Below are 12,595 nucleotides of genomic sequence, written 5' to 3' on the forward strand. Positions count from 1 at the left end.
TACACTGGCGCTCCAAGCCGCGATTTGCCTGAGCCAAGTCCTTGAAACTGTACGAAAAACTCGCCGATGAGATGACCGAAGCCGTACGCCGCGGCGTGTTCGCGTCGGGCGAGCGGATTCCGTCGGTACGGCAGGCGAGCCAGCAGCACGGCGTCAGCATCAAGACGGTGCTGCACGCGTATGCGTTGCTGGAGAGCCGGGGGATTGTCGAAAGCCGTCCGCAGTCCGGCTATTTCGTGCGCGAGGCGGCGGCGAAGGCGCTCGCGGCGGATGCGATTCCATCCGCCGGCCGCAAAGCCGCGCGCGAAACGCCGCCGGTCGCCGCCGAGGTGGACGTGAGCCGGCTGGTGCTGTCCACGCTGCGCAGCATCCGCGCGCACGACGCCGTGCCGTTCGGCTCGCCGTATCCCGATCCCTCGCTGTTTCCGTGGCGGCGCATCAACCAGTATGCAAACGCGATTGCGCGGCGGCATGCGAGCTGGAATCTGATCGACGATCTGCCGCCGGGCAACCCCGAGTTGATCCGGCAGATCGCGCGCCGTTATGCCGAGAACGGCGTGCCGGTCGATCCCGATGAAATCGTTATCACGCTCGGCGCGACCGAGGCCATCAACCTCAGCTTGCAGGCGGTCGCCAAACCCGGCGATACGGTCGCGGTCGAATCGCCGACGTATTACGCGATGCTGCACGCGATCGAGCGGCTCGGCATGCGCGCGATCGAAGTGGCGACGCATCCGGTCCACGGAATCGATATCGATGCGCTCGCGCAGGTCATCGCCAAGCAGAAAATCGCCGCGTGCATGGTGATGCCGAATTTCCAGAATCCGCTCGGTTTTCAGATGCCTGACGAACGCAAGCGGCAACTGGTCGAACTGCTCGCCGCGCACGAAATCCCGGCGATCGAAAACGATGTGTACCAGGAGTTGTATTACGGCGACACGCGGCCTTCTACTTTGAAGAACTTCGATAGCAAAGGCCTGGTGCTCCACTGCGCGTCGTTTTCGAAGAGCCTGACCGCGTCGTACCGGATCGGCTGGGCGATGCCTGGCCGTTACCGGGCGCAGGTCGAGAAGCTCAAATTCCTGAATACGCTGACCACGCCGTCGGTGCCGCAGGTCGCCGTCGCCGATTATTTGCGGCAGGATGGCTACGATCGCCACTTGCGGCATGTGCGCAAGGTGTACCGGCAGCAGGCGAACATCATGATGGCGCTGGTGCAGCGGTTTTTCCCGGTCGGCACGCGGATGTCGACGCCGCAGGGCGGCTATGTCTTATGGGTCGAATTGCCCGCGAGTGTCGATTCGATGCGGCTTTATCAGGCGGCGCTTGCACGCAGCATTACCGTGGGGCCGGGCATGATGTTTTCTACTCGAAACGATTTCCGTCATTTTATTCGGCTTAACTACAGCTACCCGTGGACCGCGCAAAGTGAGGCGGCGCTGAGGACCCTGGGCGAGCTGGTCACGCAGATGGCGTGACGCAGGACGCAACACGACGACGCAACACGATACAAGGGAGAGACCCATGGATGACGATGACATCGACCCGGTTCTGGTCGCCGTGCTCGCGCAACTCTGGCGCGCGCATCAGGAGAAGCCGGGCGGCACGTGGTCGCTCGCCAAGCTGTCGAAGCAGGCGGGCGTGCCGATGAGCGGGTTGCGGCGGCAGTTGACGGCGCTGGTCGACAACGGTTTCGTGGAAACCTCGTTCAACGAGGAGGGCGCCGGGTCGGCGCGCCTGAGCGAGATCGGCCAGGGGCTGTGCGCGGAGTTGTTCGCCGAAGACGAACCGGACGAAGACGGCGGCATCGAACCGCCGCCAAGCATTCATTGAGATCGACACGGGCCGTTCTCGCGTCGCCGCCGATGCGCGGCGACATGAGAACCGCGCCCTTCCTCTCACACGTTAAAGCTGGCTCATCCCGCCATCCGCGATGATTTCGGTGCCGACGATAAACGCCGATTCCGGCGCCGACAGATGCAGCACGGTCGACGCGATTTCATCCGGCGTGCCGAAGCGGCCCACTGGCACCTGCGTGAGAATCTGCGCGGCGGTGGCTTCGAGCTGGGCGGCGTCGAGTCCGAGCTTGCCGTACAGCGGCGTTTGAACCGGCCCCGGGCTGACCACGTTCACACGCACCCCCTGCGGCAGCAATTCCGCCGACAACGTCTTCGCCAGCGAGATCACCGCGGCCTTGCTCGCCGCATACACCGACGACGACGGCATGCCGATATGCGCATTGATCGATCCGTTGATCACGATCGACGCGCCCTTGTTGAACAGCGGCAGCAGTGCCTGAATCTGGAAGTACGCGCCCTTGACGTTCGTGTTGAAGGTGGCGTCCCAGAAGGCTTCGTCCACGTCCGCGAACGATGCGAATTTCGCCGTGCCCGCGTTGACGAACAACGCATCGAGCCGGATGCCTGCGGCATCGATGGCCGAGGCCAGTTCGCGAGCTGCCGCGACCGAGCCCGCGTCGTTGCGCACCGCTACGGCATTCGCGCCCAGAGCGGCCCGCGCGGTGTCGAGCGCATCCGCATCGCGTCCGGTGATGACGACGCGTGCGCCTTCACTGGCGAATGCCTTTGCCGCTGCAAAACCGATGCCGCTGCTGCCGCCGGTGACGAGAACCGATTTACCTTGAAAGCGAGTCATGTTGTTTCTCCGAAAGAGTGTTGCGGGTTGGTGATTGGGATAGTGCGCTTCTCAGGGACGCTTGCCGTACCACTTTGCCGATGTACTCGTTCGAAGATATCGAACATGTTTCTGGCGACCGCTCGAGTCATCAGGGCGCGACCAGAATACGCGATCCGTTATGAAGGGGATAACGAATACTATTTTTTCCTATGAATTTGGCCTTCGAATATGACCCCTATGCCGGAGCCTGATCCACGGAACCTCGAATACCGTGGCGGGCGCCTTCAAATCACTTCGGAGAGTCCATGAAAACAAAGCTGGCGCGTGCGCTGCATCGTTCGTTGCGCATCAAAACTGTCCGTACCGTGCTCGCTGCTGCCATCGGCGCGGGCGTCGGCGTGTCTCTCGCGTTCAGCGCCGCGACGGCGTCGGCAGCGGCCACGCAACCGGTCGGCATCGCGTTCGTCTACCTCGGCAATCCGGGCGACGCTGGCTGGACCTATGCGCACGAGCAGGGCGTCAAGGAAGTCGAGGCGAAGTTCGGCGACAAGATCAAGGTGACGCGCGTCGAGAACGTGCCGGAATCGGCGGATTCGGAACGCGTGTTCCGCGATCTCGCGGCCAAGGGCAACAAGATCGTGGTGGGATCGAGCTTCGGCTTCCAGGACTTCGAGCTGAAGGTCGCGAAGGATTTCCCGGACACCGTGTTCGAACACGCGACCGGCTACAAGAAAGCCGCGAACTTCGCCACCTACGACGTGCGCACTTATCAGAGCGCCTATCTGGCCGGACTGGTCGCGGGCTATACGACCAAGTCGAACACGTTGGGCTTTGTCGGCTCGGTGCCGGTGCCGGAAGTGGTGCGTAACATCAACGCGTTCACGATGGGCGCGCGCTCGGTCAATCCGAACGCGCGCGTGAAGGTGGTGTGGATCAACAGCTGGTTCGATCCGGGCCGCGAAAAGCAGGCCGCCGAAACGCTGATCGGCCAGGGCGCGGACGTGCTGATCCAGAACACCGATTCGACCGCGACGATGCAAACCGCCGAGCAGAAGAAAGTGCATGCATTCGGCTGGGATTCCGACATGAAGAAGTTCGGCCCGAACGCGCAACTGGGTGCGTGCGTGAGCAACTGGGGCGTGTATTACACGCATCTGGTGGATCAGGTGATGTCGAGTTCGTGGAATAACGCGCCGGTCTGGTGGGGCCTGAAAGAACACGCGATCGATCTCGCCGACATCAACACGCAAGCGGTTTCCCCGGCTGCGCAGAAGGCGCTGAGCCAGAAGCGCGACGACATCATCTCCGGCAAGTTCAACCCGTTCGCGGGCCCGATCGCGGATCAGTCCGGCACGGTGAAGGTCGCGGCGGGCCAGTCTTTGAGCGATGCGGAATTGTTGCGCCTTAACTGGTTCGTGCAGGGTGTCGACGGTGCGCTGCCGAAGTGAGTGCGTGACTGCCTGACTACATCACGACAAGGAGATCGCCCGTGAGTCTGACCGTTTCGAACGATGCCGCTGGCGCAGGTGTGCCGGAGGGCTATCCGCCGCAGGGATTGACGCCGACGCCCGAGCAGATCGTCCGGCATCTGCGGCATTCGAGCCGGGTGGCCGAGCGGGCGACCTTGCTGGGTCATCATCCGTTCGGCGCGGTGCTGGTCGGCCCCGATCAGGAGACCGTGCTGATGGAGCAGGGCAATGTCGATACGGTCAATCACGCCGAATCGGTGCTGGCTCGCGTGGCGGCGTTGAACTTCACGCCGGCGTATTTGTGGGGCTGCACGCTATACACGTCGGTCGAACCGTGCTGCATGTGCGCGGGCACGATGTATTGGGCGAACATCGGCCGGGTCGTATTCGGGATGACCGAGAAGCGTTTGCTGGAGGCAACCGGCGATCATTCGGAGAATCCGACGATGAGCGTGGATTGCCGCTATGTCTTCGATCATTGCCAGAAGCCGGTCGAGGTGATCGGGCCGGTTGCGGAGGTGGAAGCCGAGGTGATGGAGGTTCAGCGAAGGTTCTGGAGCGGCAGATAGCGTGCCGTTCGCCGCCGCACCGTTGCGAGCGGGGGCGCTCTCGACACATCGAACTGCATGCAGCGGACATGAAGGAGACTTCATGCCGCCATGATGTACAAGACGGTGCAATCACGACCGCACCTGACTGTTGAGTCGTTGCATGTTGCACAGGCCGCGTCATTGCCGCGCTCCGCCACATCCCCCTAAGACGGTTCACTGAGCACGACGACGCCACGAGCCTGCTGACGTCGCCCGTTCATCCATCGGCGCTTACGATCTCACTGCGCCGCATCCACCTGCGTTTGCATCGACGGCTGCGGCAGCGTGGCGACGCCGCAGAACCAGTCGCCGCCGCGCGGCTGATATTTCCACTGACCACCCGCACCCGCCTGCTTCAGCACCGTGGAGCATTGATCGTTGACCACCAGCCCAGGATTCGCGGCCGTGCACTGAAGCAGCGCCGGTTCAATCGGGCGCGCTGTCGCCAGCGACGTTTTGCGCTGAATAGCCGGTTCCGGCGATGGCTGTGTCCTGATCGGCTGCACCTCCGGCTGCTCCGCCGCTTCCCCTGTCTGCATGCTTTCGATCAGCCGTTGCAACTGATCGATCCGCGTTGCATACCAGGTCCCCAGACATGCCGCGTCGCGGCAGTTCTCTTCCCGCCAGCTCCACTTGCTATCGCTGTCGGTGAGAAAGGCGCGACGGTTGATGACCCGCCGACGCGCTTTCCAGTAAAGTTGCCCCAGCGTGTCGTCGAGTTTTGACAGCGCGGGATCGTTGCAGATGATTTTTTCGGTGAGCGAGCGTCCCCGGTTGCAGTCGAAGCTGGTGGCGTGGGCAGCCAGGTGCGTGAGCATCAGGCCGGCGATCAGGAGTGGACGGAAGATTTTCATGGCGGTCCCGGCAGTGCGAGGGTTTTCGATGCCAAGGATGATCGCCGTAATGTCGAAACGCAGACGCCCGGAAAACGCGTGACTTCGGCGAGGTTGTTACCAGATATTGCCTCGCACGACGACGGCGCGAGCGCACCGAGGTATCAGAGGAAATGTTGACTGGGCGCTTTCAGGCATGCGCCGTGCGACCGGAGCACGATGAAGCATGGGCGAAGGCAAAGGTCTTCGATTCAGAGGCATGAAGCAGAATTCGAAACGCTCCGAACTATTCCTAACGACTAGTCACCATGCAGGCAAGGCGGCAGCTTGAATGCCGCCTTTGAAAACGGGAGAAAGAATGCAACAACACCTGGTCCGATGTCTTTACGTGGCGGCCGGTTTGCTGGCGCTGCCCGCTGCGGCCAACGCCCAGTCGCAGGCTTATACCAATAGCGTCGTCAACGTGCGGGCGGGCCCCGCCTCCGATTACCCGATCGTGCAGCAATTGCCCGGCGGCGTTCCGGTGACGGTGATGGGCTGCATCAGCAATTTTCAGTGGTGCGATGTCGCTGGCCCGAATCTGCGCGGCTGGGTTTATGCGTCGCGGCTCACTTCTCCGTATCAAGGCAACAACGTCCCGCTGATGACCTATGGCGGGATGCTTGGACTGCCGATTCTCGGCTTTTCGATCAACGAGTATTGGGGCAATTATTATCGCGGCCGGCCCTGGTATAACCAGCAGTCGCGCTGGTCGCACCATCCGCCGCCACCGCCGCCGCGACCTGGCGCGGGGCGGCCGCCGGGCGGCGGGTATCCGGGGGGACGTCCGCCGGGTGGGCACCCGGGGTATGACGGTGGGCATCCGGGCGGCCGTCCGCCGGGGAACGAAGGTGGTCGTCCGCCGGGAGGTCAGCAACCGGGGAATGCGGGTGGTCGTCCGCCGCAAGGTGGTGAGCATGGCGGCGGCGGTCGTCCGCCTGGAGGAGGTGGACAGGGCGGTGGCGGCAATCGTCCTCAGGGTGGCGGTTCTCAAGGCGGCGGTGGTGGAGGTGGTGGAGGTGGGGGCGGCGGTGGAGGCAGGCCGCCGGGAAGTTGATACTCGCGAGCCGGGACGGCTGGAAAAGCCGTCCCGGCTCGTGGGAGAGCTTGGGCTAACCCCGGCTGTCCAAACACGGTGCCCGGTTCGATCGCTTGCATGACCTGACCGGGCAAGCGAATAAGCCGCGGGGATCAAACGCCTCAAACAACCGCCTCAAACAGCTTCCATCATCGACCGGCCTGCATGCTTCAAGGCTGCGAGCCCGCCTCGCAAACGCGGCCAAGGCGGGCTCAAACCGACGAGCCACCTGTCGGCGACGATGCCGGAGCTGACGCAATCCATCGTCGAAGCCATTTCCTTCGTCGGGAACAATCCAGCAACTCCGCCGATGAAGCACAGAGCCATCGAGCAACAGAACCAGATAACCCTGCGCCAGCAATTATCGTGTCATCACATGCCACACCAGCCGTTCGTCATGCATCTCGAGTTTTCTTCACTGGCTTAGCGTAAACCCGGCTACGCCGATTACACTGATTTGCCGATGTTGGGTTGGGGGGCGCACCTATGAATCGCGAAGCGACATCAGATGGCACGATAGATGGCACGATCAAAGCAACGCCGGAAGGCACACGCTACGGCCAGCATCTCGCCGAAGAGATGCTGGCGTCGGAGCGCAGCGTATTGCGGTTGATTACCCGCAACACGCCGCTGCCGGAATTGCTCGACGAAGTCTGCCGGCGCGCGGAAGCGCTGCTGGGCGTCGGTGCGTCCTGTTCAATCCTGCTGCTCGACGCCGACGGCGTACACGCCAGAGTCGGCGGCGCGCCATCGTTGCCGCCGCATTTCAGCGCCAGCATCAACGGCCTTCTGATCGGTCCGCAAGCCGGCTCGTGCGGTACCGCGATGTACGAGCGCCGCCTGGTCGTCGTCGAAGACATCGAAACCGATCCGCTGTGGGCCGGCCACCGCGACATCGCGTTGTCCATCGGTTTGCGCGCGTGCTGGTCCGTGCCGTTCGAAAACGACGCCGGCACCGTGCTCGGCGCATTCGCGGTCTATTACCGCACCGGCCGGCGCCCCAGCCCCGCAGAAGAAGCGATGCTGCGCGACATCGGCAGCAGCGTCGGGCTCGCGGTTCATCAGGACACCATGGCGCAACGTCTCGCGCACAGCGAGGAACATTACCGGCTAGTCGTCGATCATCTGCGCGAAGGCATCATCGTGCAGTCGCGCGACGGCGTGGTGATGGCCTGCAATCCGAGTGCGCAGCGCATGTTGCGCACTACGCCGCAGATCATCGGCCGCAGTATCGCCACGGTGTTGTCGGGCGCTTTTTACGAGGACGGCACGCCCGTGACCGAGTCCAGCCGCCCGACCGAGGTGGTGCTGGCATCCGGCAAGCCAATGCTCGGCGTGACGATCGGGCTTGAGCTGATCGACGGCGATATCGTCTGGATCACTGAAAATATCGTGCCGATTTTCCGGCCCGGCGACACGCAGCCGGAGTCGGTGCTGATCTCGTTCTCCGACATCGGCCCGGTACGCGAGGCGCAGCGGCAACTCAAATTCCTCGCGACCCGCGACTCGCTCACCGGCCTCTACAACCGCGCCTATCTCACGGAGCGGATGCGCGAACTGGTCGAGCCGGGCCGCCTCGACCGCGCCGGCGAACTGCTCAGCGTCGCCGTGCTGTTCGTCGATCTCGACGGCTTCAAGAAGGTCAACGACACCGCCGGTCACGAGGCTGGCGACGCGTTGCTATGCAGCGTCGCCGACCGGCTTTCCGCGTGCATCGGCCGCGACGACACGCTCGCGCGGGTGGGCGGCGACGAGTTCGTGATAGTGAACAGCAACTACGACAACACCGGCCATCTGATCGGCCTCGCGCACCGCATTCTGGACATGATCGCGGTGCCGTTCGCGGTGGCGGGCAACGAGTATTACCTCGGCGCGTCGATCGGGATCAGCCTGTTTCCCGACGACGGCCAGGACGTCGCCACGCTTTTGCGCAATGCGGACTCGGCGATGTATCACGCGAAACAGCGCGGCCGGAACAACTTTCAGTTTTTCACCGCGGAGCTGAACCAGCATCTGCAGCGCCGCTTCACGATCGAGCAGTCGCTGCGGCGCGCGCTCGCTTCGAACGAACTGAGCCTCGTCTACCAGCCGATCGTCGACAGTCAGAACGGCCGGACGATCGGCGCAGAGGCGCTGCTGCGCTGGTACAACAGCGAGCTGGGCAACGTGTCGCCGGCGGAGTTCATTCCGGTGGCCGAGGACGCCGGTCTGATCATCGAGATCGGCGACTGGGTGCTCGCGCGCGCGTGCGAGCAGGTCGCGCAATGGCGGCGCGAGCTGGCGCCGGATCTGATCGTCGCGGTGAACCTGTCACCACGGCAATTCAACGACGGGCTGCTGGAGCGGATCGAACGCTGTCTGAAGCAATCCGGGCTCGAACCGTCGGCGCTGGAGCTGGAAATCACCGAGCGGCTGCTGATGAGCGACAGCGAATCCGTGCTCCCCATGCTGGCCGCGCTGAGCGCCATGGGCGTGCGCATTTCCGTCGACGACTTCGGCACCGGCTACTCCTCGCTGTCGTATCTGAAGCGCTTTCCGCTGCATAACCTGAAGATCGACCGCTCGTTTGTCGCGGGATTGCCGGATCATCGGGACTCGATTGCGATCACGCAGGCGGTGGTCGCGATGGCGCATTCGCTGGGGATGAACGTCACGGCCGAAGGTGTCGAGACGGCCGAGCAGGCGGCTTTCCTGCGGGCGATCGCGTGCGACAAGCAGCAGGGGTATCTGTACAGCCGGCCGGTCGGAGCGAGCGCGTATGCACGCAGTTTGTGCGACCCGCAGATGGGCATGGCCAACGCGGATTAGCCCCGGCCGGCGTATGGGTATCTTCCGGGCATGTTGCCTGCCTGAGAGGCGCGGCCGCAACCGCAGCCCTTTTGCGGCGGCGGTTCCGCACAGATTCGACAATCCGATTGTTCAGTTTCCCAAACAAGTGCCTTCGCGTTCGCGGTATTTATCCGCGCGCCCGCGCTCTCTAGAATCCACCCATCGACAATGTAAGTGGAGCGCGTGGCCAAAGCGGCGGCGCGCGATGGGAGCAGTCATGCCGGACTTGATCAGGAATCAGCTATACCGGCCTTCGGTGGTCCTGCCGATGGTCGCGCTCATGCAGGTAATGGTGTCGCAGGACTTCAATCTCGGGCAGGTCGGCTGGGTGGTCGCCGCACGTGGCGCGCGGGTCGCGCTGCAACGTTCGCGCGAATTGATCTGCGCCGCGCATTGCCAGGTCTGAAATAAAACGGGAACCGGTTCGGCTACTGTTCAAAGACATCGCAACTTCACGGCGCGCACGGTAAACGAATAACGGCGCGAAGCACTGAGCGTAAGATGCTACGACCTGCATCCCAGCCCGGGGAGAGTTGCCATGCCACAGCACTTCGACGCAGTTGTGATCGGTACCGGACAAGGCGGCTCGCCGCTCGCGGTCCGGCTAGGTGAAAGCGGTCGTAAGACCGCAGTGATCGAACGCGCGGCGTTCGGAGGGACCTGTGTGAACGTCGGCTGCACGCCGACCAAGTCGTATGTGGCCAGTGCCCGCGCGGCACATGTCGCGCGCCATGCCGCGGAACTGGGCGTGCAGGTGAGCGGTTCGGTCAGCGTCGACCTCGCGGCGGTCAAGGCGCGTAAAGACACAATCATCGGACAGTCGCGCGACGGCGTCGAGAAATGGCTGCGCGACACGGCCAATGTCACCGTCTTCAACGGACACGCGCGCTTCACGGGCGCACACGAGCTTGCTATCAGCGGCGCGGACGGTTCGGTGACCGACCAGATCAGCGCCGATGAAATCTTTATCAACACTGGGACGCGCGCCGTCGTGCCGCCGCTCGACGGTATCGAGCGGATTCGTTATTACACCAACTCCAATCTGCTCGAACTGACGGAATTGCCGGAGCATCTGGTGATTGTCGGCGGCAGTTATATCGCGCTCGAATTCGCGCAGATCTTTCGACGTTTCGGCAGCCGCGTGACCGTGCTCGTGCGCGGCGAACGTGTGCTCACGCGCGAGGATGCCGATTTCGCGGAGTCGGTGCAGAAGGTGCTCGCCCGCGAAGGTGTCGAGTTCCGCTTCGGCGTGCAGCCGTCGCGGGTCGAGCCGCATCCGCATCGCGAGAACGACGTATGCGTGGGCTTCGAGCAGAACATTCCGGCGATGGAAGCGTCGCACCTGCTATTCGCCACCGGCCGCGAGCCGAATACCGACGATCTCGGCCTGGACGCCGCCGGCATCACCGTGGATAAACACGGCACGATTCCAGTCGACGGTCAGTTGCGTACCAATGTGCCCGGCGTCTGGGCGATCGGCGACGTCAACGGGCGCGGTGCGTTCACCCACACGTCGTATGACGATTTCCAGATCGTCGCGGCCAATGTGCTGGGCGGCGGCAATCGCAGCGTCGATACACGAATCATGGCGTACGCAGTTTTCGTCGATCCGCCGCTGGCTCGCGTCGGCCTTTCCGAAGCCGACGTGCGCAAGGCGGGCAAGGACGCGCTGATCGCCACGATGCCGATGTCGCGCGTGGGCCGCGCCCGCGAACGCGGCGAGACCGACGGCTTCATGAAGGTGATGGTCGACGCGCAGAGCAAAAACATTCTCGGTGCGGCGATTCACGGTGTCGAAGGCGACGAAGCGATCCACACGTTCATCGACATCATGACCGCCGGGGCGCCGTATCCGACGCTGCAATACGCGATGCACATTCATCCGACCATCAGCGAACTGGTGCCGACTTTGCTCGACGGCCTCAAGCCGATGAAATGAGCGACCAGCCGAATTCACCCATGACCAAACGTCCGCTTCCCGGCGGCAACCTGTTCGACGCGCTCGCGCCGAAATCCGCGGACGAACAGGTCGATACGCTCGTCGAGCAGGGCGGCATGACGATCGAGCGCATTGTCTCGATGGGGCACGCGAGTCCGCCGGACTTCTGGTACGACAGCCCGCGCGCCGAATGGGTGGTCCTGCTGAGCGGCGCGGCCACGCTGGAGTTCGAATGCGACCATCAACTACGTCAGATGAAGCCCGGCGATCACGTACTGATCGACGCGCATTGCCGACACCGTGTGGCCTGGACCAGCGACAGCGAGCCGAGTGTGTGGCTTGCGGTTTACTACCCCGGCGGCCACGGGCGCTGAACGTGTCGAGCGGATTAAAAGCATTGAAAGCGCGCTGCAAGCGGATCGACAAAGCCCGACAGCATCGCGGATAATCGGCGGCGGCGCGGCTCGTGCGTTTGGTCAGGCAGACGCCGCCGGGTTGTGCGCCCAACCGCATTCATCATCAGGAAAACCAACGATGGGCAAGGGACGTGTCGAAGCCTTCAGTGACGGCGTGATCGCCATCATCATCACGATCATGGTGCTCGAATTGAAAGTGCCGGAAGGCTTCGATCTCGCGGCGCTGCGGCCGGTGATCCCGGTTTTCTGCGCGTACGTGTTGAGCTTTATCTACGTCGGCATCTACTGGAACAATCACCATCACATGTTCCACGCGGTGCAGAAGGTCAACGGCTCGGTGTTGTGGGCGAATCTTCATTTGCTGTTCTGGCTGTCGCTGCTGCCGGCCGTCACGCACTGGGTTGGCGAAAATCATATGGCGGCGTGGCCGACCGCGTTGTACGGCATCGTGCTGTTCATGTCGGCGATTGCGTACTTCATTCTGACGCGCACGCTGATCGGCAACCACGGCGAGAACTCCACGCTGGCCAAAGCGCTGGGCAACGACTTCAAGGGCAAGGTGTCGGTGGTGATCTATCTGGTGGGCGTCGGGCTTGCGTTCGTGGCGCCCTGGGCCTCGGCTGTGTTGTATGCGCTCGCCGCCGCATGGTGGCTGGTACCCGACCAGCGGATCGAGACTCTGATGAAGGAATGACGCGCGTCGGCGTGAGCTGCCGGGTACACCGGCCGATGCGCGATGTACTGCGTGCAGCCCTCGGATTGCAA

The 12,595-nt window shown here is 63.2% G+C and carries 12 protein-coding genes; 10 read left to right on the forward strand and 2 right to left on the reverse strand.

Annotated elements, in window-relative coordinates; translation table 11 throughout:
* Nucleotides 1-41 precede the first annotated feature (41 nt).
* Together ABH945_RS04265 and ABH945_RS04270 are read left to right on the forward strand one after the other, a co-directional pair.
* Entirely contained in the window at nucleotides 42-1,478 is a 1,437-nt protein-coding gene (locus tag ABH945_RS04265; protein WP_074764519.1) for a PLP-dependent aminotransferase family protein, read from the forward strand.
* 46 nt (nucleotides 1,479-1,524) lie between these two features.
* Nucleotides 1,525-1,833 carry a helix-turn-helix domain-containing protein gene (locus ABH945_RS04270; protein ID WP_429249819.1) on the forward strand — a complete coding sequence of 103 codons (309 nt, stop codon included), beginning with the start codon at nucleotides 1,525-1,527 and terminating at the stop codon, nucleotides 1,831-1,833.
* 72 nt (nucleotides 1,834-1,905) lie between these two features.
* Here the strand turns inward: ABH945_RS04270 and ABH945_RS04275 are convergent, their stop codons facing one another.
* Nucleotides 1,906-2,655, reverse strand: coding sequence for an SDR family oxidoreductase (locus tag ABH945_RS04275; RefSeq protein ID WP_429249820.1), 750 nt, complete (start codon nucleotides 2,653-2,655; stop codon nucleotides 1,906-1,908).
* Nucleotides 2,656-2,942: 287 nt separating this feature from the next.
* Here ABH945_RS04275 and ABH945_RS04280 point away from each other — a divergent pair, with 287 nt between their 5' ends.
* Together ABH945_RS04280 and ABH945_RS04285 are read left to right on the forward strand one after the other, a co-directional pair.
* Complete coding sequence (locus ABH945_RS04280) at nucleotides 2,943-4,085, forward strand: BMP family ABC transporter substrate-binding protein (protein WP_429249821.1); 1,143 nt, start codon at nucleotides 2,943-2,945, stop codon at nucleotides 4,083-4,085.
* A gap of 41 nt (nucleotides 4,086-4,126) precedes the next feature.
* Nucleotides 4,127-4,675, forward strand: a complete 549-nt coding sequence (locus ABH945_RS04285) for a nucleoside deaminase (RefSeq protein WP_074764511.1) — start codon at nucleotides 4,127-4,129, stop codon at nucleotides 4,673-4,675.
* A 260-nt stretch (nucleotides 4,676-4,935) separates the two neighbouring features.
* Here the strand turns inward: ABH945_RS04285 and ABH945_RS04290 are convergent, their stop codons facing one another.
* A complete protein-coding gene (locus ABH945_RS04290) occupies nucleotides 4,936-5,550 on the reverse strand; it encodes a lysozyme inhibitor LprI family protein (RefSeq protein ID WP_429249822.1) in 615 nt (204 codons plus the stop codon).
* A gap of 337 nt (nucleotides 5,551-5,887) precedes the next feature.
* On the opposite strand from ABH945_RS04290, the gene ABH945_RS04295 reads away from it, so the two are divergent.
* From ABH945_RS04295 to ABH945_RS04320, 6 genes are all read left to right on the forward strand, one after another.
* Complete coding sequence (locus ABH945_RS04295) at nucleotides 5,888-6,625, forward strand: SH3 domain-containing protein (protein ID WP_429249823.1); 738 nt, start codon at nucleotides 5,888-5,890, stop codon at nucleotides 6,623-6,625.
* 507 nt (nucleotides 6,626-7,132) lie between these two features.
* Complete coding sequence (locus ABH945_RS04300; RefSeq protein WP_429249824.1) at nucleotides 7,133-9,454, forward strand: putative bifunctional diguanylate cyclase/phosphodiesterase; 2,322 nt, start codon at nucleotides 7,133-7,135, stop codon at nucleotides 9,452-9,454.
* Nucleotides 9,455-9,692: 238 nt separating this feature from the next.
* Nucleotides 9,693-9,881, forward strand: a complete 189-nt coding sequence (locus tag ABH945_RS04305; RefSeq protein ID WP_074764499.1) for a hypothetical protein — start codon at nucleotides 9,693-9,695, stop codon at nucleotides 9,879-9,881.
* 132 nt (nucleotides 9,882-10,013) lie between these two features.
* Complete coding sequence (locus ABH945_RS04310) at nucleotides 10,014-11,414, forward strand: FAD-containing oxidoreductase (protein WP_429249825.1); 1,401 nt, start codon at nucleotides 10,014-10,016, stop codon at nucleotides 11,412-11,414.
* Between the two features lie 20 nt (nucleotides 11,415-11,434).
* Complete coding sequence (locus ABH945_RS04315) at nucleotides 11,435-11,788, forward strand: cupin domain-containing protein (RefSeq protein ID WP_429249826.1); 354 nt, start codon at nucleotides 11,435-11,437, stop codon at nucleotides 11,786-11,788.
* A 160-nt stretch (nucleotides 11,789-11,948) separates the two neighbouring features.
* Nucleotides 11,949-12,524 (forward strand): TMEM175 family protein, encoded by a 576-nt coding sequence (locus ABH945_RS04320; protein WP_074764493.1) that lies wholly within the window; start codon nucleotides 11,949-11,951, stop codon nucleotides 12,522-12,524.
* Nucleotides 12,525-12,595 lie beyond the last annotated feature (71 nt).

The organism is Paraburkholderia sp. GAS333 (assembly GCF_050435665.1).
Lineage (GTDB): Bacteria > Pseudomonadota > Gammaproteobacteria > Burkholderiales > Burkholderiaceae > Paraburkholderia > Paraburkholderia fungorum_A.